The organism is Lysobacter capsici (genome assembly GCF_018732085.1).
GTDB lineage: Bacteria > Pseudomonadota > Gammaproteobacteria > Xanthomonadales > Xanthomonadaceae > Lysobacter > Lysobacter capsici_A.
On sequence record NZ_CP076103.1, the window covers coordinates 1,126,595 to 1,149,776 of the forward strand.

Consider the following 23,182-nt stretch of genomic DNA (forward strand, 5'->3'; position numbering starts at 1 on the left):
ATCATCCGGGCAGGAACAGCGCGACCACGTCGTTGGTGAAGCGCCGGCCCAGCTCGGTCGGCTGGACCCGGTCGCCGTCGCGCTGCAACCAGCCGGCGGCATAACCCGCCTGCAACTGCGGCTCGATCGTGGCGCGCGCCAGCCCGGTGCACGATTCGAACGAGTTCAGCGAAAAGCCCTCGACCAGCCGCAGCACATTGAGCATGTATTCGAACGGCCGCCGCGCCGGCGCGATCCGGTCGTCGCCGCCGATCGCCGCGGCGCTGCCGGCGGCGGCCAGGTACTGGGTCGGGTGCTTGAGCTTCCAGCGCCGCAGGATGTCCTGCTCGGCGCCCAGGGTGATCTTGCCGTGGGCGCCGGCGCCGATGCCCAGGTAGTCGCCGTAGCGCCAGTAATTGAGGTTGTGCTGGCAGCGCCGGCCCTCGCGGGCATAGGCGCTGACCTCGTACTGGCCGTAGCCGTGTTCGGCCAGCAGCGCCTGGCAGTGCTCCTGGATGTCCCAGGCGCCGTCTTCGTCGGGAATGCCTTGCGGCGGGCGCGCGGCGAACACGGTGTTGGGCTCCAGGGTCAGCTGGTAATGCGAGATATGCGCCGGCTGCAGCGCGAACGCGCGCTGCAGGTCATGTTCGGCCATCGCCAAGGTCTGGCCGGGCAGGGCGTACATCAGGTCGAGATTGAGATTGTCGAAACCGGCGTCCTGGGCCAGTTTCACCGCCGCCTCGGCCTCGCCACTGTCGTGGATGCGGCCCAGGCGCTTGAGGCAGCCGTCGTCGAAGCTCTGGATGCCGAAGCTCAGCCGGTTCACGCCGGCGGCCTTGTACAGCTCGAAGCGGCCGTGCTCGGCGGTGCCCGGGTTGGTCTCCAGGGTGATCTCGGCCCCGGGCGCGAAGCGCAGGCGCGCGCTGGCGGCCTGCAGGAAGCGGTCGATGAACTCCGGCGGAAACAGGCTCGGGGTGCCGCCGCCGAAGAACACGCTGTGCACGGTCCGGCCCCAGACCAGCGGCAGGTCGTGTTCCAGGTCGGCGATCAGGGCCTGGACGTAGGCGTCGAACGGCAGCGCGCCGCGGCCCTCGTGCGAGTTGAAGTCGCAATACGGGCATTTGCGCACGCACCAGGGCAGGTGGACGTACAGCGACAGCGGCGGGGTGGTCAGGGCAGGAGTCAACAGCGCGGGCCGGGCGCCAGGGCCCGGTATCGGTCGGAGGGGAACCGATAGCTTACCGGTCGGGCGTCGCGCCGTAGCGGCGAGTCGCCAACAGGGCGCGCAGATTGGCGTCCAGGTGCACGTCCGGGCGGGCCTGGACGACCAAATGCATGATCGTCGCCAGCGGCTCGGCGTGGCCGTCGCCGGACATTTCGCCGTCGAACACGGTCACCGTGTCCCAGGCGCGGTGCGGGGCCGGGGCCAGGCGCAGTTCCAGGGTCGAGGTCAGGCGCATGCGCCCGTCCTTGGCCCGGTGCAGCGACATGGCGACCACTTCGCGCGGTTCGAACACCCGGCTGCGGTGGCCGCTGGTGATGTTGGCGCAGCGGATGGCGCCGCCGACCGCCGGGCCGCCGAGCGCGGCGTCCAGGCTGACCCGCTGGACCGCGGCCAGGGCGACCAGCCCGACCAGCACGGCCAGCAGCCACAGCGCCAGTTCGATCTCGCTGCCGAAGCTGGGCGCGCCGGCGCGCAGGCCGTCCTGGCGGATCCAGATCGCGATCGGCATCGCCAGCAGGTACAGCACCGCCACCGACAGCACGGTGTGGCCGCCGGTGCGGAAGGCGCGGCGCTGCGGGGCATCGGCGCGCAGCATCCGGTTCATGGGCTCAGCTCCGCGAGGCGCTCGCGCAGGATCGCCAGCGCGCGGGCGCGATGGCTGACCTTGTTCTTGATCTCGTCGTCGATCTCGCCGGCCGAGACGTTGTACTGGGTGTCGAAGAACACCGGCTGATAGCCGAAGCCGCGCTCGCCCTGGCGTTGCCGGGCGATGCGGCCGTGCCAGACGCCTTCGGCGATGATCGGACGCGGATCGCCGGCATGGCGCAGCAGCACGATCACCGCATAGAAATGCGCGCCGCGCTGTTCGTCCGGGACGTCCTTGAGCGCGGCCAGCAGTTTGTCGATATTGCCCTGGGCGTCGCCGTGGCGGTGATAGCGCGCCGAGTACAGGCCGGGCGCGCCGCCGAGCGCATCGACGCAGATGCCCGAGTCGTCGGCCAACGCCGGCAGCCCGGTGACCTGGCAGGCATGACGCGCCTTCAGCAACGCGTTCTCGACGAACGTGCTGCCGGTTTCCTCTACGTCCTCGACCCCCAAGTCGGTTTGCGCCACCAGGTCGATGCCGGTGTCGCGCAGCAGGTCGCGCAGCTCCACCAGCTTCCCGGCGTTGCTGCTGGCCAGCACTAATCTCATGCCTTCAGTTCCAGCAAATCCCAGCGATTACCGTACAGGTCTTCAAAAACGGCGACCGTGCCGTAGGTCTCGACGCGTGGAGATTCCACGAAGCGCACCCCGCGTTCGAGCATCGCCGCGTGGTCGCGATGGAAGTCGTCGGTGTGCAGAAAGAAGCCGACCCGGCCGCCGGTCTGGTCGCCGACGCGCTCGCGCTGCTCGTCGTTCGCGGCCTGCGCGAGCAGCAGCGCGGTCTGCGCGCCGCGCGCCGGCGCGACCCGCACCCAGCGCTTGCCGCCGCCTTGGTTGATGTCGTCGAGCAGGCTGAAACCCAGGGATTTCGTGTAGTAAGCGATGGCCTCGTCGTAATCGGCGACGACCAGGGTGATGCTGCCGATGCTGCGGTTCATGCGTGTCCTCGTGCGGGGCCAGGGCAGCGAGTGTCGCGATCGCCCGGCGAATCGGCCGCGGCGACGGCATGTCGGGCGGCTGGCGAGAATGATCGCGGATGTGCGGTGAAGTTCAGCGCGGGTGGCGAAATTTGAGACTTGGCGCGCGGATGTGTTCACGCGCTGTGTGGGGTAGTGGGCGTCGTGGACGCTGTGTCGAGTCGGGCCTGAAGGCCCTCCCACAAAAAACCTCGCGATTGCCGCGAGGGCTGGAGTGTCCGTGCGACGGTTACCACGCGTGTTGCTGTTCGCTGCAGCGGCCGCTCATTGTCCGGTCAATCGATATCGTCGCCGGTCAGCGGCCACGAAGGACATTCGATATGCACGCTATAGCGCATGTACATGTGCATGCTCTAAGCGTACGAGCATGCACTAGCGCATGCGCGAAGACTTTTGTGGGAGGGGCTTCAGCCCCGACGCCTTTCGATCAGATCGCGGTAAAAGTTTCGAACGCTTTTTTGCTCGTCATTCCCGCGAACGCGGGAATCCAGTGACTTCAGCGCGGATCATGTGAGCGACGTCGTTTTTGTCAGCCCGCCCAAGTCACTGGATTCCCGCGTTCGCGGGAATGACGGTAGGAGAGGGCGCGGTCGCTGGAAAAATTCAGAATGCTTTTGCTTGATGCTTTTGCTCGTCATTCCCGCTAAGGCTGGAATCCATTGACTTCAGCGCGGATCATGTGAGCGACGTCGTTTTTGTCAGCCCGCCCAAGTCACTGGATTCCCGCCTTCGCGGGAATGACGATAGGAGAGGGCGCGGTTACTGGGCGATTCGATGGCGATGCATCGGGACATACCGCTTCGACCACGCGATTGAATGGCGAAGCATCCACGCGCATGCCAAGCCATATAGCGCGAATCGAGAATAAATCCCGATTCGCGCCGTCATCGTGAAACTCAACCCGCCAACGCCTCGCGCTGCTTGAGCACCAACTCGGCGATCCCGGCTTCGGCCAGCGCCAGCAACCCATCAAGCTCCGAACGCCGGAACGCATGCCCCTCGGCTGTGCCCTGCAGCTCGATAAACCCGCCGCCGTCGTTCATCACCACATTCATGTCGGTATCGCAGTCGCTGTCCTCGGCATAGTCCAGGTCCAGCACCGGCACGCCGCGGTACACGCCGACCGAGACCGCCGCGACCGCGCCGAAGATCGGGTCGCGGGTGATTTCGCGCCGCGCCTGCAGCCAGCGGATCGCATCGACCAGGGCCACGTAGGCGCCGGTGATCGCCGCGGTGCGGGTGCCGCCGTCGGCCTGCAGCACGTCGCAGTCGAGCGTGATAGTGCGTTCGCCGAGCGCCTTGCGGTCGACGCAGGCGCGCAGCGCGCGGCCGATCAGGCGCTGGATTTCCAGGGTCCGTCCGCCCTGCTTGCCGCGCGCGGCCTCGCGGTCGCTGCGGGTGTGGGTGGCGCGCGGCAGCATGCCGTACTCGGCGGTGACCCAGCCTTCGCCCTTGCCGCGCAGGAAACCGGGCACCTTGTTGTCGACGCTGGCGGTGCACAGCACCCGGGTCTGGCCGAAGCTGACCAGCACCGAGCCTTCGGCGTGGGCAGTGTAGCCGCGCTCGATCCGGACCTCGCGCATCTGCTCCGCGGTGCGGCCGCTGGGGCGGACGAGCGGGCCGGCCGGGGCCTGGGCGGGAGCGGCGTTGGGACCGGTCATGAGGCGGATTTACCGTTTGAGGGCCGGCGAGTTTACCATTCGCTCCCTGTAGGCTCGGGATTTCCGAATGATTCGCAGCATGACCGCCTTCGCCAGCGGCGAACGCGTGACACCTTGGGGCACGCTCGGTTGCGAGCTGCGCTCGGTCAACCACCGCTTCCTGGAACTCGGCGTGCGCCTGGCCGACGAGCTGCGCGTGCTGGAACCGGCGCTGCGCGAGCGCGTGGGTTCGCGGATCAGCCGCGGCAAGATCGACCTGAGCCTGCGCCTGCGCGCGCCCGAAGGCGGCGATGCGCTGCAACTCAATCCGACCCGCCTGCGCGAACTGAGCGATCTGGCGATCGACCTGTCGGCGCGCTTCCCGGCGCTGCGCACCGACTTCACCGATCTGTTGCAGTTCCCCGGCGTGCTGCAGGCGCCGAGCACCGACCCGGCGGCGTTGCAGGCCGAAGCCTTGAGCCTGCTCGACAGCGTGCTGGACGAATTCGTCGCCTCGCGCGAACGCGAAGGCGGCAAGCTCGCCACCGTGATCGGCGAACGCATCGACGGCATCGCCCGCATCGCAAGCGAGGTGCGCGCGATGATGCCGGCGATCCGCACCGGCCAGCGCGCCAAGCTCGAAGCGCGCCTGGCCGACCTGGCCCAGCCGGCCGACAACGGCCGGCTCGAGCAGGAACTGGTGATGTGGCTGCAGAAGCTCGATGTCGACGAGGAACTCGACCGGCTCGATTCGCACGTGTCCGAAGCGCGGCGCGTGCTCAAGCTGCGCGAAGCGGTCGGCCGCCGCCTGGACTTCCTGCTGCAGGAGTTCAATCGCGAAGCCAACACCCTGGGTTCCAAGTCGGTCGACGCGCGCAGCTCGGCGGCGGCGGTGGAGCTCAAGGTGCTGATCGATCAGGTGCGCGAGCAGATTCAGAACATCGAGTAGCCGGGAATCGGGAATGGGGAATAGGGAATCGCAAGAGCGACAACGTCGCCAGATCCCGCGCTCCGCACTTCCGATTCTCCATTCCCCACTCCCCATTCCCGAGACTTATGCGCGGAACCCTCTACATCGTCGCCGCTCCCTCCGGGGCCGGAAAATCCAGCATCGTCAACGCGGTGCTCGCGCGCGATGCGAACATCCGCCTGTCGATCTCGTTCACCTCGCGCCAGCCGCGTCCGGGCGAGCGTCACGCCGAGCACTACCACTTCGTCAGCGCGCAGGAATTCGAGGCGATGGTCGAAGCCGGCGACTTTTTCGAATACGCGCGCGTCCACGGCGACTGGAAGGGCTCGGCGCGGCAGTCGGTCGAACCGTTCCTGTCGGCCGGCAAGGACGTGCTGCTGGAAATCGACTGGCAGGGCGCGCGCCAGGTGCGCGCCAAGGTGCCCGACGCGGTCAGCGTGTTCATCCTGCCGCCCTCGCGCGACGCGCTGGAGTCGCGCATGCGCTCGCGCGGGCAGGACAGCGAGCAGGTGATCGGCCAGCGCCTGGCTGCCGCGCGCGAGGAGATGTCGCACTACGGCGAGTTCGACTACGTCATCGTCAACGAGATCTTCGACACCGCCGTCGACGAGATGTGCGCGATCTTCCTGGCCAGCCGGCTGCGCCGCGAACCGCAGGTGGCGCGGCATTCGCGCTTGATCACGGCGTTGCTGGCGGACTGATCGAGGGCCGGGAATCGGGAGTGGGGAATCGGGAATCGGGAAAAGCTGATCTGGGCTTCGGGTAGGCCCCGTGCCGGCGGACCCGCGCAATCTTTTGTGGCGCTCCGGCCCCGACACCCGATCGCTGCGCGTCCCGAAGTCCGACTGTAGGAGCGGCGCAAGCCGCGACCGCGCCAATCGGCCGATTGCGCCACCCCGAGGCCGATCCGGCCCTCCAATCGCCGCTCAACCCGTCCTCACGACGCCCGTCGCGGCCTTATCTGATTGATTCACAAGGCCGAGGTCACCGAAACCTTGCCCCGGCCAGGCACAGCGACTAAACTTCCCGGTCCCCATCCGCATTACAAAGACGGCCGCACCGGCCGCAGGAGCCCCATGGCCCGCATCACCGTCGAAGATTGCCTGGAAGTGGTCGATAACCGCTTCGAACTCGTCATGCTGGCCGCCAAGCGCGCCCGCCAGCTGGCCAATGGCGTCGAGCCGCAGCTGGACAACAGCGAAGCCAACGACAAGCCGACCGTGCTGGCGCTGCGCGAAATCGCCGCGCGTCAGGTCAACCCCGAGTACATCGACGCGGTCGAAAAGGCCGAGCGCGAGCGCAAGGAACGCGAAGCCCTGGAATGGGCCGCGGCCGAAGTGGTCGCCGACGACGACCTGTCCAAGGGCGACGACTGATCCAATCGGCTGCGCGCCTGCGCGCGGGCGTTCGGATCGACAAACGGCTCCGCTTCGGCGGGGCCGTTTTCGTTTGTGGCTGCGGTTGGGCCGCCTGGAATCTCGCGAGAGTTCCGCTGGGTGGGCCTTTGCGCGGGAGGGAAGGTGGTCGCCTTCCTGGCGCGGCTGCTTCTGGGTGCGGCTGTCTTCAGGAGGTGGCTTTTGTGGGGGGTGTGGGAGGGGCTTCAGCCCCGACGCTTTTCGCTCAGGTCGCCGGAACGCTTCGCCGCGATCGGAGCGAAAAGCGTCGGGGCTGAAGCCCCTCCCACAAAAGACTTCGGGCTATCGCTTCCAAGTCGTCGCGCAGCCGTCTCCTCGCTAACGCCCCAGATCGCCGCCGCCGCGCTGCCTGCTCCGAACAGTGCTCCGAACAGCAGCCTCCAAGCTGCTTGCTCCGAGCGGTGCTCCGAACTGCACCCTCCGAGCTGCCGCCTGCATACAGCAGCCGTCTCCGCGCAGCCTCCGGGCTGCGGCCTTAAACTCGCCGCCCTCAGGCAACGGCGTTCAAGCCACCCGCTTCGAGTCACCGCCTCGAACGCCGGGCAGGAGCAGGCAGGGAAGTCGAGCAATCGGCCGTCCCCGGTGCCCAAACTAGCCCGACGCCCATCCCCAGCCTGAACCAAACCGCCTCCCAACTGCGCAAGCCGTGACCGTGTGCTTGCGCAGAATCGCGCCGTCGCCACATTCAAAGTACGTAATGCGTTGCGCCATGCGCTCCCGCCCGCGTAAATTTCCGTTATGACCCCTGCCGAGCCCGCGCTGAAAACCTATCCTGCCGCTGCCGACGACACGGAGCTGCCGGACTACGTGCGCGAGCTCGAGCTCGCCGCGCACTACCTGCCCGAGACGCAGCGCCATCAGCTGCGCCGCGCCTGGGCGGTCGGCGCCGCCGCGCATGCCGGCCAGACCCGCAAGTCCGGCGAGCCCTACATCACCCATCCGGTCGCGGTGGCCAAGGTGCTGGCCGAGCAGGGCCTGGACGTCGAGACCCTGGTCGCGGCGATCCTGCACGACACCATCGAAGACACCCCGCTGACCCGCGAATGCCTGGCGACCGAGTTCGGTCCGACCGTGGCCGAACTGGTCGACGGCGTCACCAAGCTCGACAAGCTGCAGTTCCGCGATCGCCAGGAAGCGGCCGCGGAAAGTTTCCGCAAGATGCTGCTGGCGATGGCGCGCGACCTGCGGGTGATCCTGATCAAGCTCGCCGACCGCCTGCACAACATGCGCACGCTCGGCGCGCAGAGCGCCGAAGCGCGCGAACGCATCGCGCGCGAGACGCTGGAGATCTACGCGCCGATCGCCCAGCGCCTGGGCATGAACCTGATCAAGGCCGAGCTGCAGGACCTGGGTTTCCGCGCGCTGCATCCGTGGCGTCACGCGGTGGTGGAAAAACGCATCCGCACCCAGCCGGTGGTGCGGCGCGAGTCGCTGGTGCAGATCGAAGCGCACCTGGCTCAGCGCCTGGCGAAGGAGAAGCTTCAACACCGCCTGATCAGCCGGGTGAAATCGCCGTGGAGCATCTACACCAAGATGCATCACGAGCATAAGAGCTTCACCCAGGTCATGGACGTGTTCGGTTTCCGCATCGTGGTCAAGAGCGTGCCGGACTGTTACCACGCGCTCGGCGTCGCCCATTCGGCGTACAAGCCGCTGGATTCGCGTTTCCGCGATTTCATCGCGATCCCGAAGGCCAACGGTTACCAATCGCTGCACACGGTGTTGTTCGGTCCCTACGGTTCGCCGGTCGAGGTGCAGATCCGCACCGAGGACATGGACCTGATCGCCGAACGCGGCATCGCCGCGCACTGGTCGTACAAGCACGGCGGCGAAGGCCCCAACAGCGCGCAGTCGCGCGCGCACAGCTGGATCGCCAGCCTGGTCGAGTCGCAACGTTCGACCGGTTCGTCGCTGGAGTTCCTCGAAAACGTCAAGGTCGACCTGTTCCCGGACGAGGTCTACCTGTTCACGCCGAAGGGCGACATCCTGTCGTTGCCGCGCAACTCCACCGCGCTCGACTTCGCCTACGCGGTGCATACCGACGTCGGCAACCGCGCGGTCGCCGCGCGCGTCGACGGCAAGCTGGTGCCGCTGCGGACCAAGCTCGCCAGCGGCCAGCGGGTCGAGATCATCACCGCCAAGTCGTCCACGCCCAAGCCGCAGTGGCTGGAGTTCGTGGTCTCGGGCAAGGCGCGCACGTCGATCCGGCAGCAACTCAAGCAGCTCGAACACGAGGACGCGGTGCAGCTCGGCCATCGCATGCTCGACCGCGCGCTGGAAGTGCTGGAGACCTCGCTCGACCGCACCCCGGCGCAGCGGCTCGACGCATACCTGGCGGAAAACCGCTATCCGCGGCTGGAAGCGTTGCTGGCCGACATCGCGCTCGGCAACCGCATGCCCAACCAGGTCGCGCTGGCGCTCGCGCGCGAAGCGCCGGGCAAGACCCGCGGGCGCTCGATCGACCGCCCGCGCCTGCCCGAGGACAAGATCCTGATCACCGGCGCCGAGCGCGGCGTGATCAGCTTCGCCAATTGTTGCCTGCCGTTGCCGGGTGACGACATCATGGGCTACCACACCGCCGGCAAGGGCATCGTGGTGCATCGCCTGGATTGCCCGAACGTCGCCGAGTACTGCAAATCGCCCGACCGCTGGGTCGCGATCGGCTGGGACCGTCAGGTCTCGGGCGACTTCGCCGCCGCGCTGCGGATCGAGGTCGACAACCGTCCCGGCTCGCTGGCCCAGGTCGCCGCCGCGATCGCCGAGGCCGAATCCAACATCGACCGGGTCGAATACCTCGAGCGCGATTCCAACATCGCGATCATGCGTTTCGCGATCGAAGTGCACGACCGCAAGCATCTGGCCGACGTGATGCGTCGCGTGCGCCGGTTGGCGGTGGTGTTGGGCGTGCAGCGGATGTGAGGGGCCGGGAATTGGGAGTCGGGAGTCGGGAATCGTAAGAGCGCGGTCGCGGCGTCTGCGGCTACGCGACTTTGATCAACGTACGGCGAAGCCCAGTTCGTGATCCAGGCCCCGCGACCCCGCTTTTGCCCTTACGATTCCCAATTCTCCATTCCCCATTCCCGGCCTCAAAATGTCCCGCGAAATCATCCAGACCGACCAAGCCCCGGCCGCGATCGGCCCGTACTCGCAAGCCGTGCGCGTCGGCGACACCGTGTATCTGTCCGGCCAGATTCCGCTCGATCCGTCCAGCGGGTTGGTGATCGAAGGCGATATCGAAGCGCAGGCGCACCGCGCGTTCAGCAATCTGCAGGCGGTGTGCGAAGCCGCCGGCGGTTCGCTGGCCGATATCGCGCGGCTGGGCCTGTACCTCACCGACCTGAGCAGCTTCGGCAAGGTCAATGCGGTGATGGGCGAGTACTTCAACCCGCCGTACCCGGCGCGTTCGACCGTCGAAGTGTCGGCGTTGCCGCGCGGGGTCGCGTTCGAAGTCGATGCGATCATGGTGTTGCGCTGAGTCCATCCGCGCTCGCGGCGTAGGTTTCGCACTGCGCCGCATAGGGTTCGCAATCTACTGTGGGAGTGGCTTCCTATTGTGGGAGGGGCTTGAGCCCCGACGCTTTTCGCTCCGATCGCGGCGAAGTTTCAGGCGATTTGAGCGAAAAGCGTCGGGGCTCAAGCTCCTCCCACATAAGCGAAGCGGCTCCCACACGAGCTACCTGCGCTCGCCGGCCATCTCGGCCAGCAGATGCTCGCGCAGCGCGCGCGGCGTCTGTCCGGTCAGGCGCTTGAACGCGCGGCGGAAATCGCGCGGGTCCTTGTAGCCGATCGCCGCGCCGACGCTGGCGATGGTCAGGTTGCGCTCGCGCAGCAGGGCATAGGCGCGGTCGATGCGCAGGCGGTCGTGGATGTCGTGGAAGCTGGTGCCTTCGCCGGTCAACTGACGCCGCAGGGTGCGTTCGCTGACGTGCAATTGCGCGGCGATGCCGGCCAGCTTCGGGTCCTGCGGCAGTTGCGCGCGCAGCAGGCGCTCGACCGCGGCGGTGACTTCGCCGGGCACCGCGGTGTCGGGCATCTGTGCCTCGCACAAGGCCAGCACTTGGCGCGAGGCGATCGGGTTGTGGGTCGGCAACGGCACCGCCAGCCAGTTCGCGTCCAGCACCAGCCGGTCCTGCGGTTGTTCGAATGCGACCGGGCAGTCGAACACGTCGTCGTAATGCTCGCGATACGCCGGCGCCGGATAACTGAATTCGATCCGCAGCGGCCGCAAGGTAGTGCCGACCAGGCCGCGCGCGAGCGCGAGGCAGCTGCTGAAGAATTCCTCGGTGACGAAACGATGGATGCTCGGATAGGCCAGGGTCATCTGCCCGGCCAGCGCCAGGGTGCCGCTTTCCGAGGCGCTTTCGACGAAACGCATCAGGCTGCCGACCACCGGCGTGAAGCGCAGGCCGATCTGCAGCGCTTCGCCGAACGTCGCCGCGGTCGTCATCGCCAGCCCGAGCAGGCCGAAATTGCCGACGTGCTGGTCGCGGCCGAGGTCCAGACCGATGGTCGGCGGCAGCACCTTCAAGGCGCGCTCGACCACCACCGCGGTCGGCCGGTCGGGCAGGCGCACGCCAGGGTCGCTGACCTGAGCGCGGCTCAGGCCGGTGCCGGCGAACCAGTCGTCGCTGGGCGCGCCGATCCGGTCCGCGGTCTCCAGCAGACCCCACAACAGGTTCGGCGACATCAGTGCGATATCGGCCCGGGCCTTGTCCTGATCGGATGACTGACGCATCGCCTCTCACTGTTGATCGCGGGTAGGCCGTGAACTTGACCGCGAATGCCCCCTTAGTGTGCCGCATTCGCCCTCACGCGCGCTCACACCGGCGGCGGAGACTCGACGCTTAGCCGTCACGGGGTCCGTTCTCGCCATCGGCGCGAACCCGCCCCGGTCGCCAACGATCACGGGGATCACCATGAACCAGCCCATTCGCGCGTCCGTCCTCGCCCTGGCCGTGGCCGCGCTGACCGCCGCCTGCGGCCCCGAACAAGCCCAGCACACGCCGACCGCGCAGGTCGCCGCCGGGGATGCGAGCTTCGCCGACACCTTCCGCACCCGCCTGCTCGACGCCAAGGACGGCGACGTGATCGAGGTGCCGGCCGGCCGCTACACCTTCGACCGCAGCCTGACCCTGCGCGTGGACGGGGTGACCATCCGCGGCGCCGGGCCGGACAAGTCGGTGCTCAGCTTCAAGGGCCAGAAGGCCGGCGCCGAGGGCCTGCTGGTCAACGCCAGCCGCTTCACCCTGGAAAACATCGCGATCGAGGACAGCAAGGGCGACGGCCTGAAGGTCAACGAAGGCGAGCACATCACCATCCGCAACGTGCGGGTGGAATGGACCGGCGGGCCGAGCACCAAGAACGGCGCCTACGGCCTGTACCCGGTCAAGACCCGCAATGTGCTGATCGAGAATTCGGTCGCGATCGGCGCGTCCGACGCCGGCATCTACGTCGGCCAGTCGCGCGACGTGATCGTGCGCAACAGCCGCGCCGAGTTCAACGTCGCCGGCATCGAGATCGAAAACACCGTCAACGCCGACGTGTACGACAACGTCGCCACCAACAACACCGGCGGCATCCTGGTGTTCAACATGCCGGCGCTGTCGCAGCAGGGCGGCGCGATCCGGGTGTTCAAGAACAAGGTGTTCAAGAACAACACCGCCAACTTCGGCGCCAAGGGCACGCCGGTGTCGAGCGTGCCGGCCGGCAGCGGCATGGTGGTGAATTCCAACGACGACGTGGAAATCTTCGACAACGACATCAGCGACAACGCCACCACCAACATCATCGTTTCCAGCGTCTATTCCACCGGCTACAAGGACGACAAGGCGGCCAAGGATTTCGATCCGTATCCCGAGCGCATCTCGATCTACGGCAATCGTCTGTCCGGCGGCGGCGATTCGCCCGATGGTCTGGACCTCAAAGCGCTCAAGACCGCGATCTACGGCCTGAGCGGGCACTTCCCCGACGTGCTGTGGGACGGCTACGCCAACAAGCAGCGCAAGGAAGGCCCGCAGATCTGCATCCGCGACGTGTCCGGCGTGGTCAACGCCGACGGCCCCGGCAGCTACAAGAACCCGAGCCAGGACACCAAGCCCTACGAATGCGAACTGCCGAAGTTGCCGGCGATCGACCTCAAGCGCGGTTGATCGATGCGCCGTATTTCGATGGGTCGTACTTCAATGCGTTACGCGTTCGCCGTGGTGATGTCGTTGCTGGTTGCGGGATGCGGGAAACCCAGTGCGGACGTCGCGCCGCAAGCGCCGTCGCAAGCGGTCAACGTCGCGGCCGATTCGCCGTGGCCGGCGGTGCATTTCTTCGCCGATGGCCAGCCGGCCGATCTGGCGCAGTGGAACGTGCTGCGCGTCGCCGACGGACGGCTGCGTCTGAATCGCGACGTGGTCCCCTACGATCTCAATACCGCGCTGTTCTCCGACTACGCACACAAGTTGCGCACGGTGTGGATGCCGAAGGGCCAGGCCGCGCAGTTCGATGCGCAGCGCGAATTCGATTTCCCGGTCGGCACCATCTTCAGCAAGACCTTCTACTACCCGCGCGGCGAAGGCGACGCGGTGATGCGCAGCGCCGACGACGGCCCGGACCTGGCCGGCGGCGGCCTGCTGCTGAGCAAGGTGCGCCTGATCGAAACCCGCTTGCTGGTACGGCGTCAGGACGGCTGGGTCGCCCTGCCGTACGTGTGGAACGCCGAGCAGACCCAGGCGAAGTTGATGCGCGGCGGCGAACTGGTCTCGCTGCAACTGGTCGCAAGCGACGGCAGCAGCGAACAAGCGCAGTACACCGTGCCCGACCAGAACCAATGCGCCGGTTGCCACGGCACCGACATGAAGAGCAAGGCGCTGCATCCGCTCGGGCCGCGCGCGCGCCATCTCAATCGCGATTTCGCTTACGACGATGGCGTCGCCAATCAGCTCGCGCGCTGGACGAAGGTGGGTTATCTGCACGGCGCGCCGGAGCCGGCGAGCGCGCCGCGCGACGCCAACTGGCGCGATCCGAACGCGCCGCTGGACGCGCGCGCGCGGGCCTATCTCGACATCAATTGCGGCCACTGCCACAGTCCGACCGGGCCGGGCAACACCTCGGGGCTGTGGCTCGACGCGGCGACCCAGGAGCCGCTGCGACTGGGCCGTTGCAAACTGCCGATCGCCGCCGGCAAGGGTACCGGCGACCGTCGGCACGATATCGTGCCGGGCAAGCCCGACGAGTCGATCCTGACCTACCGCATGGTCAGCGACGATCCGTCGGTGATGATGCCGGAACTGGGCCGCAGCGTGGTCCACGCAGAAGGAGTACAACTGATCCGCGATTGGATCGCCGCGCAACAGGGGACGTGCGGTTGATCGTTGAATCCTTGGGGTCGGCGGAGCGCCGCGAGGTTTTTTGTGGGAGGGGCTTGAGCCCCGATGCTTTCCGATCCGATCGCATGAAAATCCGGGTGAGCCGATCGAAAAGCATCGGGGCTCAAGCCCCTCCCACAAAAGACCTCGCACATTCGCAACACGATTGGATTCGCACAGCCGTCTGAAGGAACACAGACCATAAGAACGCGGCAATGCCGGCGTTCGAACTAACGACAACGAGAGGGGAGCTTGAGATGTCGCTGCGTAAACACCGTTTGGTCACCGCGACCGCCACCGCCATCGCCGCATTGTGCGGCGGCGGACTCGTACTGGCCGCGCCGGCCGCCTTCGCCCAGACCGCCGCGCCGAACCAGGCCTCGGCACCGAAAGAACTGGACAAGATCACCGTCACCGCGCAGAGCCGCGAGCAGGAACTGCAGGACGTGCCGATCGCGCTGCAGGTGGTGACCGACCAGCTGATCGACGATGTCGCCGCGCAGGATCTGGGCGACCTCGACAGTTTCGTGCCGGGGCTGGTGGTCGACAGCCAGCAGCCGACCCAGCCCGGGTTCGAACTGCGCGGCATCAGCACCGACGATTTCGGCATCGGCACCGATCCCGCGGTCGGCGTCTACGTCGACGGCGTGTACGCCGGTCGCGGCGGCGGCGTGCTGTTGCCGTTCACCGACGTGGAGCGCATCGAAGTGCTCAAGGGCCCGCAGGGCACCTTGTTCGGCCGCAACACCGCGGCCGGCGCGATCTCGATCATCACCCGCAAGCCCGACGCCAGCGCGACGCAAGTCAAGACCAAGCTGCGCATCGGCAACTACGGCAAGCAGTACCTCGAAGGCATGCTCAACCTGCCGACCGGCGAGGATTCGGCGTTCCGTTTCAACGCGCTGGTCAATCACGCCGACGGCTGGATCCAGGACGCCGCGACCGGCCGCGATCTCAATCCGGAAAACAACTGGGCCACGCGCGCCGCGTTCAAGACCCGCTTCGGCGAGCGCACCAGCGCCTTGATCAGTTGGGATCACGAAAGCCTCGATCAGCTCGGCCAGGCCACCACCGGCATCATCGCGTTGCCGCCGGCGCCGGGACTGGCGCCGCTGCCGGTGGACGAGTCGGCCTATCTCGACCCGCGCAAGATTCCCACGATGAGCGACGCCGAAGGCAACGAGGAGTCGCGGCGTTTCGACGGCGTGACCCTGATCGTCGACCATGGTTTCGACTGGGGCGGCTTCACTTCCACCACCTCGTGGCGCGACTACGACTCGGTCAACCGGGTCGAGGAAGACGGCACCAATCGCAAGTATCTGTACGTCGATTCGACCAACACCGAAAGCAATCGCAGCTACTACCAGGAATTCAAGTTCAGCGGCAGCACCGACAAGCTGGACTGGATCGCCGGCGCGAGCTACTTCAAGGAAAACGCGCGGCAGACCAGCGAGGTCAATGCCTTGACCGATTCGGTCGACACCATCGTGCATAACCTGGGACTGGCGCCGACGCCCAACGGCTATTTGTTCGGCTACGTCGACCAGCAGCTCGATGCCCTGGGCATCCCGATCCACCTGCTCGGCCACCGCTGGAACGAGACCTTCCGCAACACCCTCGACACCAAGGCCTACGCGGTGTTCGGCGACGTGATCTGGCACGCCACCGACAAGCTCAACCTGACCGTCGGCCTGCGCTACACTCGCGACGAGAAGAACTTCAGCTGGCATAACGATCCGCGCTACGCGCCGGGCCTGGATGCGGCGCTGGATCAACTCGAAGGCCTGGGCTTCTTCGATCTGGCCGGCATCCCGCGCGACTTCTTCGTGTTCGACATCGCCTTCATCGATCCGCCGGCGATGCTCAACAAGGGCCTGACCAACCGCGACAAGCGCTCGTGGAGCGACTTCAGCCCGCGCTTCGTCGCCGACTACCACATCAACGACGACACCATGGTGTTCGCGTCCCTGGCCAAGGGCTACAAGGCGGGCGGTTTCAATTCCTTGCAGATCGGCAGCAGCTTCGAGAACGAGGACGTGTGGAACTTCGAGACCGGCATCAAGAAGTCGTTCCCGGATCAACGCCTGCAGCTCAACGCCTCGGCGTTCTACTACGTCTACGACAACCGCCAGGCGGTGCGGCTCGACAGCAGCACCAGCATCCCGCGTTTCGTGGTCGACACCTCCGATCTGGAAGCCTACGGCCTGGATTTCGACATGCGCTGGCAGGCGACCGATAACTTCGGCCTGGACTTCAACGCCAGCTTCATCGATTCGACCTACAAGAACTACGTCACCTCCGACGGCATCGACGCCAGCGGCGACCCGACCGGGCTGCCGTACTGGTCGGCCGCCGGCGGCGCGTATTACGTGGTGAACCTGGCCGATCACGGCGACCTGCGTTTCTCGCTGCGTCACTCGTATCGCGGCAAGGTGCGTTGCAGCGCCGAGTCGCAGGCGCAGAACCGCTGCGGGGTGAGCCCGGCGCTGGACCTGGGCGAGGCGCAGAACCGCACCGACCTGCGCATCGGCTGGACCTCGCCGCAGGGCCGCTGGGGCGTGGCTGCGTACGGCAACAACCTGTTCGACAACCAGTACATCAACTCGCTGGGCACTTACGGCAAGAACGTGCTCGGCACGGTCGGCGCGCGGGTCAGCGAGCCGCGTACGTTCGGGGTGGAGTTCAGCGCGAAGTATTGAGGGCCGGGAATCGGGAATGGGGAATCGGGAATCGGAAGTGCGGCGAACGGGATTCGATTCTCGATTCCCCATTCCCGATTCCCGCCCTTATCCTTATGCCATGCCAAGCCGTAAGGACGGGCCCTCCGTCGATCTCCACACGCAGCCGATGCCCCGCATGCCCGGGGTCGGGCCGCGCGTGGCCGAGAAACTCGCCGCGCGCGGTTTGACCACGCTGCAGGATTTCTGGCTGCAACTGCCGCGGCAGTACGAAGACCGCACCCAGATCACCCCGATCCGGTTGTTGCAGCCCGGGGTCGCGGCCCAGATTGAGGGCCGGGTCGAAGGGGTCGAGCGCGGGTTTCGCTACAAGCCAATGCTGCGCGTCGCGATCGGCGACGATTCGCGCGCCACGGTCGTGCTGCGGTTCTTTCATTTTCGCGCGGCCCAGGTCGCGCAGTTTCAGGTCGGCGCGCGCGTGCGCCTGTACGGCACGCCCAAGCCGGGCCAGCACGGCCTGGAGATCGTCCATCCCAGCTACCGCGTGTTCGACGACAGCGACGACGAGGTCGCGCTGGGCGAACAGCTCGATCCGGTGTACCCGGCGATCGAAGGCATCGGCCCGGCCACATTGCGGCGCTTGATCGGTTACGCGCTCGATCGGCTGCCCGACGACGGCTCGCTGGAACTGATCCCGCAAGAACTGCGCGAACGCCTGCACTTGCCGACCCTGCGCGAAGCCCTGCTGACCGTGCATCGGCCCGCGGTCGATGCCGATGTCGCCGCGCTGATCGCCGGCCGCCATCCGGCGCAGCGGCGGCTCGCGCTGGAAGAATTGCTCGCCCATCACCTGAGCCTGCGCCGCCAGCGCATCAGCCAGCAGGCGCACAAGGCGCGTCCGCTCAAGCAGATGCCGCTGGCCGAACGCCTGCGCAAATCCTTGCCGTTCAAGCTGACCGGCGCGCAGAAGCGGGTGTTCGACGAGATCCGCGTCGACCTGGCCAAGCCTTCGCCGATGCTGCGTCTGGTCCAGGGCGATGTCGGCAGCGGCAAGACCGTGGTGGCCGCGCTCGCGGCGATGATCGCGGTGCAGCACGGCCGTCAGGCCGCGCTGATGGCGCCGACCGAGCTGCTGGCCGAGCAGCATCTCAACAACCTGCGTCGGTGGCTGGAGCCGCTGGGCGTGCGCGTGGCCTGGCTGGCCGGCAAGGTCACCGGCCGCGCGCGCAGGGCGGTGCTCGAACAGGTCGCCAGCGGCGAGGCGCAGATGGTGGTCGGTACGCATGCGCTGATGCAGGAAGGCGTGGCCTTCGCCGACCTGGCGCTGGCGATCGTCGACGAGCAGCATCGGTTCGGCGTGCATCAACGGCTGGCGCTGAGGGACAAGGGCGCCGGCGGCGCGGTCGGCAAGGACGCGATCGTGCCGCATCAACTGGTGATGACCGCCACGCCGATCCCGCGCACTCTGGCGATGACCGCGTACGCCGATCTCGATGTGTCGGCGATCGACGAACTGCCGCCCGGCCGCACCCCGGTGCAGACCGTCGCGCTCAGCGAGGAACGCCGGCCGGAACTCGTGCAACGCATCCGCAGCGCCTGCGCCGAAGGTCGGCAGGCGTATTGGGTCTGCACCTTGATCGACGATTCCGACGAGGTGATCGCGCAGGCCGCGCAGACCACGTTCGAGGAGTTGTCGGTGCAGCTCGCGCCGCTGCGCGTGGGCCTGGTGCATGGGCGCATGAAGCCGAAGGAAAAGCAGGAAACGATGCGCGCGTTCAAGGACGGCGAACTCGATCTGCTTGTCGCCACCACGGTGATCGAGGTCGGCGTCGACGTGCCCAACGCCTCGTTGATGATCATCGAGAACGCCGAGCGCCTGGGCCTGGCCCAGTTGCATCAGCTGCGCGGCCGGGTGGGGCGCGGCAGCGCCGCATCGAGTTGCGTATTGCTGTACCGCTCGCCGCTGTCGGGGCTGGCGCGGCAGCGCCTGGAAACCATGCGCCAGACCGTCGACGGTTTCGTCATCGCCGAAAAAGACCTGGAATTGCGCGGCCCCGGCGAACTGCTCGGCACCCGCCAGACCGGCCTGGCCGGCTTCCGCGTCGCCGATCTCGCTCGCGACGCCGACCTGCTGCCGCTGGTGCAGGATCTCGGCGAGGACTTGCTCAAGACCTCGCCGGAACTGGCCGAGCGCATCGTTTCGCGCTGGGTGGGCGGGGCGGTGAGGTACGCCTCGGCGTAAGCCGCGTATTGAGCGCATCGCGACGGGCCGGTCGCACCCATTGCCACAGGCGTGTGGTGCAATGCTCGGGCGGCGATGCACATGCCGCACAGCGCCCGCGCGGAGCGTGATTCCGCGCATCAACGACAGGAGTCGCTCATGCCCGCAGCATTCGATATTCCGCACTACGACATTGCGCACTACGGCAGCGCCGCGATGCGACCGGTGGCCGCCGAGGTTCGCGACATTTCCCAGTTCCGCTGGCGCGATGCGACGCTGGGCGAGCGATCGGCCTTGCCCCGGCTTTGGCCGGTCCAGTTCAGCGGCGTGGTGTTGACCGGCACCTCCGGCGACGACGCGCTCACCGGCGGTTCCGGCGACGACACCTTGTACGGGCTCGACGGCAACGACAACCTGCAGGGCGGGGCGGGCAACGACACCCTGTATGCCGGCGACGGCGACGACATCCTGATCGGCGGCACCGGCAACGACACGCTGTACGGCGACACCGGCAACGATGCTTACTATTTCGGCCTCGGCGACGGCCACGATGTGATCCACAGCTTCGATCACGAAGCGCAGTTCTTCGTCACCCTCAATCTCAAGCTCGGCATCCACCCGAATGAGGTCGAGCTCGAACGCAGCGGCGTGGACCTGATCGTGTATTTGATCAGCGGCGAGACCATCACCCTGGCCGGTTATTTCCCGCCGCTCGACGACCCGTGGCAGTGGCCGCGCGCGGTCGACGAATTCTGGTTCCAGGAAAATTTCATCTGGGAGGCCAGCGACATCCTGGCCAAGCTGGAAAGCGACACCCAGGCGCGTGCGAACGGGACCGCGCAACGGCGCTGGACCGGCGCCGCGCGCCCGCCCGCGGCGGCGCAGGGCCATGTCGCGCCGGCGTCGGCGCAGGTGCCTTCGCGCAGCCTGCAGTTGTAACCGGACCGGGCCGCGGGCGGCGCCGGCGTGGCGGCGCCCGCGATGGCTTGTCCCTGCGGTCCGTGGCCCGGTCGCCAAGCGCCGTCGACTGGGGCATAGTGTGCCGCCAGCTGGAGGTTGTGCCCCGGATGCCGGGAGTTCCTCATAACGCGGCGATGCAATGGTTCGGCCCGGATTTCGCGCGGCTGCATCCCTTGCTGCAAGCGCTGCACCGTGACGGCGGCGCCCTGGGCGGTCAGATCGCCGTGTCCACCGGCACCGGCCTGGCCGGTGCGATCGGCCGGCGCCTGGCGCGCAAACTCGGTATCCCGATCGATCGCGCCCGACGCGGATTCCGGGTCGACATCGTCCACGATGCACAGCAGATGCAATGGCGCCGCCGCTTCGACGACGGCAGCGAACTGATCTCGATTTTCCGGCCGGTCGGCCGCTATCCCGACGGCTATTGGCTGGAATCCACCGGCCCGGCGCGCATGCGGCTCGGCGTGGATCTCGACGGCGGCGGTTGGCGCTGGCGTTTGCGCGGCGTCGATATCCGCGGTCTGCGCCTGCCGCTGTTCCTGTTTCCGCGTACCGATGCCTACAAGCGCATCGAACCGGGCGGCGAGGGCGAACGCTACCGTTTCGCCGTCGCCTTCTCGCTGTTTTTCTTCGGCGAACTGCTGCGCTACGAAGGCGCGCTGCACGCCATCCCGGCCGTTACGGCCTCCTCGGCCGATCCGGCCGGCGCAGCGATCGCCGCTGCGCACAGTTCCGCAGAACGAGTGATTCCATGACTGATCGTATTCCTTTGCTTATCGACACCGACCCCGGCGTGGACGACGCGCTGGCCCTGCTGATGGCGTTCAACGATGCACGCCATGAAGTGGTCGGCCTGACCATCGCCGCCGGCAACGTCGGCTTGAAGCACACCGTCGCCAACGCGCTGAAGCTGTGCGAAGTCGCCGGCGTCGACGTGCCGGTGTTCGCCGGCACCGCCGCGCCGCTGCTGCATCCTTCGCCCGATGCGGGTTATGTGCACGGTCAGGACGGTTTCGGCGATGTCGGCTACGAGCCTGCAACACGCCAGGTGGAAGCCGAGCATGCGGCATTGGCGATCCTGCGCCTGTCGCACGAACACGCCGGCAAATTGCTGCTGGTCGCGCTCGGCCCGCTGACCAACGTCGCGCTCGCGCTCAAGCTCGACCCGACCCTGCCGCAGCGCGTCGCGCGCCTGGTGGTGATGGGCGGCGCGGTGACCTGCCAGGGCAACATCACCCCGGCCGCGGAGTTCAACATCTACTTCGACCCGGAAGCCGCGCACATCGTGTTCGAAGCGTTCGAGCACATCGACCTGGCCGATTGGGAAGCGGTGGTCGCACACGGCCTGCATCACGATCGCGTGGTCGAGTGGCTCAAGGCCGGTTCGACCCGCGGCCAGTTCTACGAACGCATTTCCGAGAAGACCCGGCTGTGGTCGATCGATCGCCGCGGCGATCATTGGCATGCCGCCGATGCGCTGGCGATGGCGTTCGCGCTGGAACCCGAAGGCGCGCGCGACGTGCAGGCGCGGCCGCTGTCGATCGAACTGGAAGGCACTCACAGCCGCGGCGCGACCATCGTCGATTGGCGTCGCCAGGAAGGGCGCGAGGATCGGGTGGCTATTTTGATGAAGTACGATCAACAGCGATTCGAACGCCTGATCCAGGACGCTCTAGCCGCGTCCCCTGCGTAGGCAGTCGGATGCCGGCGCAAGGTGCCGAAGCGACCCTCGCAAGTCGCTAAGGCACCTTCGATACGCGGCGCCCTGCGTAGGCACTCGGACACCCGCGCAAGGTGCCGAAGCGACCCGCAACGCGGCTAAGCGTTTAGTCGCGTTCCCGCCGTGGCCCCAAGGCAAGCTCGGAATTCCCTGAATCGCCCTGACGCGCCGGCTCCGGCCCCAAAGCATCGGCTCCCAGGCCCCCGGCAAACCAAGGCCGGACGGCCCCTGGGCAGTTTTCACTTTTTCGCGCCCGCCAGACTTGCGCCACCCGCCAGGTGGCCGCTATACTGCCCGACTTTCCCGCACATACTAAGGTTGAGTGCCATGAAGGCAGGCATCCATCCCGAATACCGCAGTGTCGTCTTTCAGGACGTCACCACCGATTTCCAGATCGTGACCCGTTCGACCCTGTCGAGCAAAGAAACGATCAAGATCGATGGCACCGAGTATCCGTTGATCAAGGTCGATATCTCGTCGGCTTCGCACCCGTTCTACACGGGCAAGCACAAGATCATGGACACCAGCGGTCGCGTCGACAAGTTCCGTAAGCGTTACGCGCAGAAGTAATTCCTGCCGGAGCAATCCGGGCGCGACATCGCTGTACGCACAACGGCTGCCCGCAAGGGCGGCCGTTTGCGTTTGCGCAAACGAACGGGGCCCGGCAAACACAGGCTGCGGTATGCGCTCGCACGTACGAGGCGTCATCCGGATCGTAGACCGATTCCGTCATGTCCGGCGCGCCGCAACTGCGCGGAATTCCATCGTGCGTCGTGGCCATTGCCGCAAGCGCGAAGCGTGATCTTATGTGGGAGGGGCTTCAGCCCCGACGCTTTTCGGTCAGTTGCCGGGGATCTGTGCGACCTGAGCGAAAAGCGTCGGGGCTGAAGCCCCTCCCACAATAAATTCCGTAACAGGCGCAGGTCTTTGCGTCCGGCCCGCCTTTACCCGAGGTTCTACCTTGCGTCGTGGCCATTGCCGCAAGCGCGCGAAGCGAGGTCTTTTGTGGGAGGAGCTTCAGCCCCGACGCTTTTCGGTCAGTTGCCGGGCGTCTGTGCGACCTGAGCGAAAGGCATCGGGGCTGAAGCCCCTCCCACAATAAATTCCGCGAGGGCGCTGAGCGCGGGCAGCTCTTCGCTACTGCTTATGCATCCTGACACGCACCCGCACCCGCACCCGCCCGCACCTTCCGCACCGCGCCTATGACCGCGCCACGCCCGCGCGGCTTCGGCGATCTCGGCACCTCTGCGTAAACCATCGCCCGGCCATGTTCGCCGTTGCCGACCCTGCCGGCGCCGCCGTCGTTCCCAGGCCCGTTCGCCCCATCCCGCCAAGCCAGCCGCCACATCCCGGCAACCGCCCGGCCCAGTCGTCACCGCGTCGCCGCTCGCGGCCTG

The 23,182-nt window shown here is 67.0% G+C and carries 20 protein-coding genes; 14 read left to right on the top strand and 6 right to left on the bottom strand.

What is annotated here, in order from left to right; translation table 11 throughout:
- Nucleotide 1: 1 nt before the first annotated feature.
- From hemW to rph, 5 genes are all read right to left on the bottom strand, one after another.
- Nucleotides 2-1,165: a radical SAM family heme chaperone HemW gene (gene hemW, locus KME82_RS04570; protein WP_215497470.1), complete on the bottom strand. Its 1,164-nt coding sequence runs from the start codon at nt 1,163-1,165 to the stop codon at nt 2-4.
- Nucleotides 1,166-1,217: 52 nt separating this feature from the next.
- Entirely contained in the window at nt 1,218-1,808 is a 591-nt protein-coding gene (locus tag KME82_RS04575; RefSeq protein WP_215497471.1) for a hypothetical protein, read from the bottom strand.
- The gene (rdgB, locus tag KME82_RS04580; RefSeq protein WP_215497472.1) at nt 1,805-2,398 is read right to left on the bottom strand and encodes an RdgB/HAM1 family non-canonical purine NTP pyrophosphatase; all 594 of its coding nucleotides are present in this window, start codon (nt 2,396-2,398) and stop codon (nt 1,805-1,807) included. Before rdgB ends, KME82_RS04575 begins: the two co-directional genes overlap by 4 nt.
- Nucleotides 2,395-2,787: a VOC family protein gene (locus tag KME82_RS04585; protein WP_215497473.1), complete on the bottom strand. Its 393-nt coding sequence runs from the start codon at nt 2,785-2,787 to the stop codon at nt 2,395-2,397. Before KME82_RS04585 ends, rdgB begins: the two co-directional genes overlap by 4 nt.
- Nucleotides 2,788-3,722: 935 nt before the next feature.
- Nucleotides 3,723-4,487 (bottom strand): ribonuclease PH, encoded by a 765-nt coding sequence (rph, locus tag KME82_RS04590; protein WP_046655534.1) that lies wholly within the window; start codon nt 4,485-4,487, stop codon nt 3,723-3,725.
- Between the two features lie 67 nt (nt 4,488-4,554).
- On the opposite strand from rph, the gene KME82_RS04595 reads away from it, so the two are divergent.
- From KME82_RS04595 to KME82_RS04615, 6 genes are all read left to right on the top strand, one after another.
- Nucleotides 4,555-5,415, top strand: a complete 861-nt coding sequence (locus KME82_RS04595; protein ID WP_215497474.1) for a YicC/YloC family endoribonuclease — start codon at nt 4,555-4,557, stop codon at nt 5,413-5,415.
- A gap of 107 nt (nt 5,416-5,522) precedes the next feature.
- Nucleotides 5,523-6,137, top strand: coding sequence for a guanylate kinase (gene gmk / locus KME82_RS04600; protein WP_215497475.1), 615 nt, complete (start codon nt 5,523-5,525; stop codon nt 6,135-6,137).
- A 375-nt stretch (nt 6,138-6,512) separates the two neighbouring features.
- A complete protein-coding gene (gene rpoZ / locus KME82_RS04605; RefSeq protein WP_036108756.1) occupies nt 6,513-6,812 on the top strand; it encodes a DNA-directed RNA polymerase subunit omega in 300 nt (99 codons plus the stop codon).
- A gap of 210 nt (nt 6,813-7,022) precedes the next feature.
- Nucleotides 7,023-7,469, top strand: coding sequence for a DUF6053 domain-containing protein (locus tag KME82_RS27020; RefSeq protein ID WP_430538827.1), 447 nt, complete (start codon nt 7,023-7,025; stop codon nt 7,467-7,469).
- Nucleotides 7,470-7,589: 120 nt separating this feature from the next.
- A complete protein-coding gene (locus tag KME82_RS04610) occupies nt 7,590-9,770 on the top strand; it encodes a RelA/SpoT family protein (RefSeq protein WP_215497476.1) in 2,181 nt (726 codons plus the stop codon).
- A 172-nt stretch (nt 9,771-9,942) separates the two neighbouring features.
- Nucleotides 9,943-10,326: a RidA family protein gene (locus KME82_RS04615; RefSeq protein WP_215497477.1), complete on the top strand. Its 384-nt coding sequence runs from the start codon at nt 9,943-9,945 to the stop codon at nt 10,324-10,326.
- Between the two features lie 198 nt (nt 10,327-10,524).
- Here KME82_RS04615 and KME82_RS04620 read toward each other — a convergent pair whose 3' ends face one another.
- Nucleotides 10,525-11,586 carry an AraC family transcriptional regulator gene (locus tag KME82_RS04620; protein ID WP_215497478.1) on the bottom strand — a complete coding sequence of 354 codons (1,062 nt, stop codon included), beginning with the start codon at nt 11,584-11,586 and terminating at the stop codon, nt 10,525-10,527.
- A gap of 181 nt (nt 11,587-11,767) precedes the next feature.
- Here KME82_RS04620 and KME82_RS04625 point away from each other — a divergent pair, with 181 nt between their 5' ends.
- From KME82_RS04625 to KME82_RS04660, 8 genes are all read left to right on the top strand, one after another.
- On the top strand, nt 11,768-13,000 hold the full coding sequence (locus tag KME82_RS04625) for a parallel beta-helix domain-containing protein (RefSeq protein ID WP_215497479.1): 1,233 nt from the start codon (nt 11,768-11,770) through the stop codon (nt 12,998-13,000).
- An 18-nt stretch (nt 13,001-13,018) separates the two neighbouring features.
- Nucleotides 13,019-14,209, top strand: coding sequence for an SO2930 family diheme c-type cytochrome (locus tag KME82_RS04630; protein WP_252255625.1), 1,191 nt, complete (start codon nt 13,019-13,021; stop codon nt 14,207-14,209).
- A 254-nt stretch (nt 14,210-14,463) separates the two neighbouring features.
- The gene (locus KME82_RS04635; RefSeq protein WP_215497480.1) at nt 14,464-16,905 is read left to right on the top strand and encodes a TonB-dependent receptor; all 2,442 of its coding nucleotides are present in this window, start codon (nt 14,464-14,466) and stop codon (nt 16,903-16,905) included.
- Nucleotides 16,906-17,005: 100 nt separating this feature from the next.
- Nucleotides 17,006-19,126 (top strand): ATP-dependent DNA helicase RecG, encoded by a 2,121-nt coding sequence (gene recG / locus KME82_RS04640; protein WP_215497481.1) that lies wholly within the window; start codon nt 17,006-17,008, stop codon nt 19,124-19,126.
- Nucleotides 19,127-19,264: 138 nt separating this feature from the next.
- Nucleotides 19,265-20,044 carry a hypothetical protein gene (locus tag KME82_RS04645; protein WP_215497482.1) on the top strand — a complete coding sequence of 260 codons (780 nt, stop codon included), beginning with the start codon at nt 19,265-19,267 and terminating at the stop codon, nt 20,042-20,044.
- Between the two features lie 128 nt (nt 20,045-20,172).
- A complete protein-coding gene (locus KME82_RS04650; RefSeq protein WP_215497483.1) occupies nt 20,173-20,820 on the top strand; it encodes a DUF4166 domain-containing protein in 648 nt (215 codons plus the stop codon).
- Nucleotides 20,817-21,758 (top strand): nucleoside hydrolase, encoded by a 942-nt coding sequence (locus KME82_RS04655; RefSeq protein ID WP_215497484.1) that lies wholly within the window; start codon nt 20,817-20,819, stop codon nt 21,756-21,758. Before KME82_RS04650 ends, KME82_RS04655 begins: the two co-directional genes overlap by 4 nt.
- Nucleotides 21,759-22,112: 354 nt before the next feature.
- Complete coding sequence (locus tag KME82_RS04660) at nt 22,113-22,355, top strand: type B 50S ribosomal protein L31 (RefSeq protein WP_036108738.1); 243 nt, start codon at nt 22,113-22,115, stop codon at nt 22,353-22,355.
- Nucleotides 22,356-23,182: the final 827 nt, after the last annotated feature.

Bases quoted from the DNA above. Each gene is read 5' to 3' on its own strand.
- KME82_RS04660 (WP_036108738.1), top strand. From the start codon at position 22,113: ATGAAGGCAGGCATCCATCCCGAATACCGCAGTGTCGTCTTTCAGGAC.
- recG (WP_215497481.1), top strand. From the start codon at position 17,006: ATGCCAAGCCGTAAGGACGGGCCCTCCGTCGATCTCCACACGCAGCCG.
- KME82_RS04575 (WP_215497471.1), bottom strand. From the start codon at position 1,808: ATGAACCGGATGCTGCGCGCCGATGCCCCGCAGCGCCGCGCCTTCCGC.
- rpoZ (WP_036108756.1), top strand. From the start codon at position 6,513: ATGGCCCGCATCACCGTCGAAGATTGCCTGGAAGTGGTCGATAACCGC.
- KME82_RS04585 (WP_215497473.1), bottom strand. From the start codon at position 2,787: ATGAACCGCAGCATCGGCAGCATCACCCTGGTCGTCGCCGATTACGAC.
- KME82_RS04625 (WP_215497479.1), top strand. From the start codon at position 11,768: ATGAACCAGCCCATTCGCGCGTCCGTCCTCGCCCTGGCCGTGGCCGCG.
- rdgB (WP_215497472.1), bottom strand. From the start codon at position 2,398: ATGAGATTAGTGCTGGCCAGCAGCAACGCCGGGAAGCTGGTGGAGCTG.
- KME82_RS04595 (WP_215497474.1), top strand. From the start codon at position 4,555: ATGATTCGCAGCATGACCGCCTTCGCCAGCGGCGAACGCGTGACACCT.
- KME82_RS04645 (WP_215497482.1), top strand. From the start codon at position 19,265: ATGCCCGCAGCATTCGATATTCCGCACTACGACATTGCGCACTACGGC.
- KME82_RS04630 (WP_252255625.1), top strand. From the start codon at position 13,019: ATGGGTCGTACTTCAATGCGTTACGCGTTCGCCGTGGTGATGTCGTTG.
- rph (WP_046655534.1), bottom strand. From the start codon at position 4,487: ATGACCGGTCCCAACGCCGCTCCCGCCCAGGCCCCGGCCGGCCCGCTC.
- KME82_RS04620 (WP_215497478.1), bottom strand. From the start codon at position 11,586: ATGCGTCAGTCATCCGATCAGGACAAGGCCCGGGCCGATATCGCACTG.
- KME82_RS04655 (WP_215497484.1), top strand. From the start codon at position 20,817: ATGACTGATCGTATTCCTTTGCTTATCGACACCGACCCCGGCGTGGAC.
- KME82_RS04615 (WP_215497477.1), top strand. From the start codon at position 9,943: ATGTCCCGCGAAATCATCCAGACCGACCAAGCCCCGGCCGCGATCGGC.
- KME82_RS04610 (WP_215497476.1), top strand. From the start codon at position 7,590: ATGACCCCTGCCGAGCCCGCGCTGAAAACCTATCCTGCCGCTGCCGAC.
- KME82_RS04635 (WP_215497480.1), top strand. From the start codon at position 14,464: ATGTCGCTGCGTAAACACCGTTTGGTCACCGCGACCGCCACCGCCATC.
- gmk (WP_215497475.1), top strand. From the start codon at position 5,523: ATGCGCGGAACCCTCTACATCGTCGCCGCTCCCTCCGGGGCCGGAAAA.
- KME82_RS04650 (WP_215497483.1), top strand. From the start codon at position 20,173: ATGCCGGGAGTTCCTCATAACGCGGCGATGCAATGGTTCGGCCCGGAT.